This window comes from Oleiphilus sp. HI0079, from assembly GCF_001635105.1.
The window spans coordinates 1-880 of the sequence record NZ_LWFT01001024.1 but is presented as its reverse complement, the minus strand read 5'-3'; the positions used below and the strand labels follow the sequence as shown (position 1 = coordinate 880).

General features: G+C 40.6%; 1 pseudogene. It reads left to right on the top strand.

The annotated features are described in order from the left end of the window. Nucleotides 1–535: 535 nt before the first annotated feature. Nucleotides 536–880, top strand: a pseudogene (locus A3750_RS26960) (hypothetical protein); the annotation flags it as partial.

Below are 880 nucleotides of genomic sequence, written 5' to 3'. Positions count from 1 at the left end.
TTTCTTCATCATTGTTAATAAAACAGAAAGACCCTCTTTGCTAATTGGGCAAGTTAGTAGGGTTGGCATTGCTATTGATTTTTGAGGTTAGTAACGTGAGAAGTAACTTGATCAATATGTTGAAGAGCTAAAGTTACCTAGGATCAGCTAGTTAGATTTGCAATGGGAGTCCGGCCCCGGGCACCATTTAATACTCCCATACACCACCATATCACCCCAGATCCAACTGTATTTCAATGACTTAGATATATTTCTTGTGTCATACGACTCTATATCGCCCCATATCAGCCCAGCTTTTTAGTTACGTCAGAAGTAACTTGAAATGATTTTGCGTACTTTTAGGGGCTATTTTGCGCAGAATGCGCAGGTCTACTTAGATTCGAAGTATCGCAGCCAGATCATTATCATGAAACTGATTGCTCGATTATCGATGCTGATGTTAACTTGATATCCCGTTCAGAAAACTTGGTCTTATCTTTCGAGTATCAAGTGATCTAAGTGGACAATGACGACTTAAGTAAATAAAAGGGACAATATGGGCTGGTCGGAAGAGGAAGTTAAAGGCGCTGTCGAAGCATACTTTAACCTTCTAGAAATACAAAGTAGCGGTGGAAGCGTAAACAAAGCGGAGATCTATCGTAATCTTGGTGAGAAGTTTGGTAGAAGTCCCAAAAGCTTTGAACGTAAGTTCCAGAATATCAGCGCAATCCTATATGAGCAGCACCTCCCATATTGTGACGGTCTCAAACCCTTTCATAATTACCAGCGCTTACTAAAACTAATAGTTCTAGATCACTTGGATCGCTCTCCAATACAGCAGTTGAACCGCATAAAATTCTATTCTCTAAGCTACAAGGCCTTGGCCCTATCAAGGTCAGTT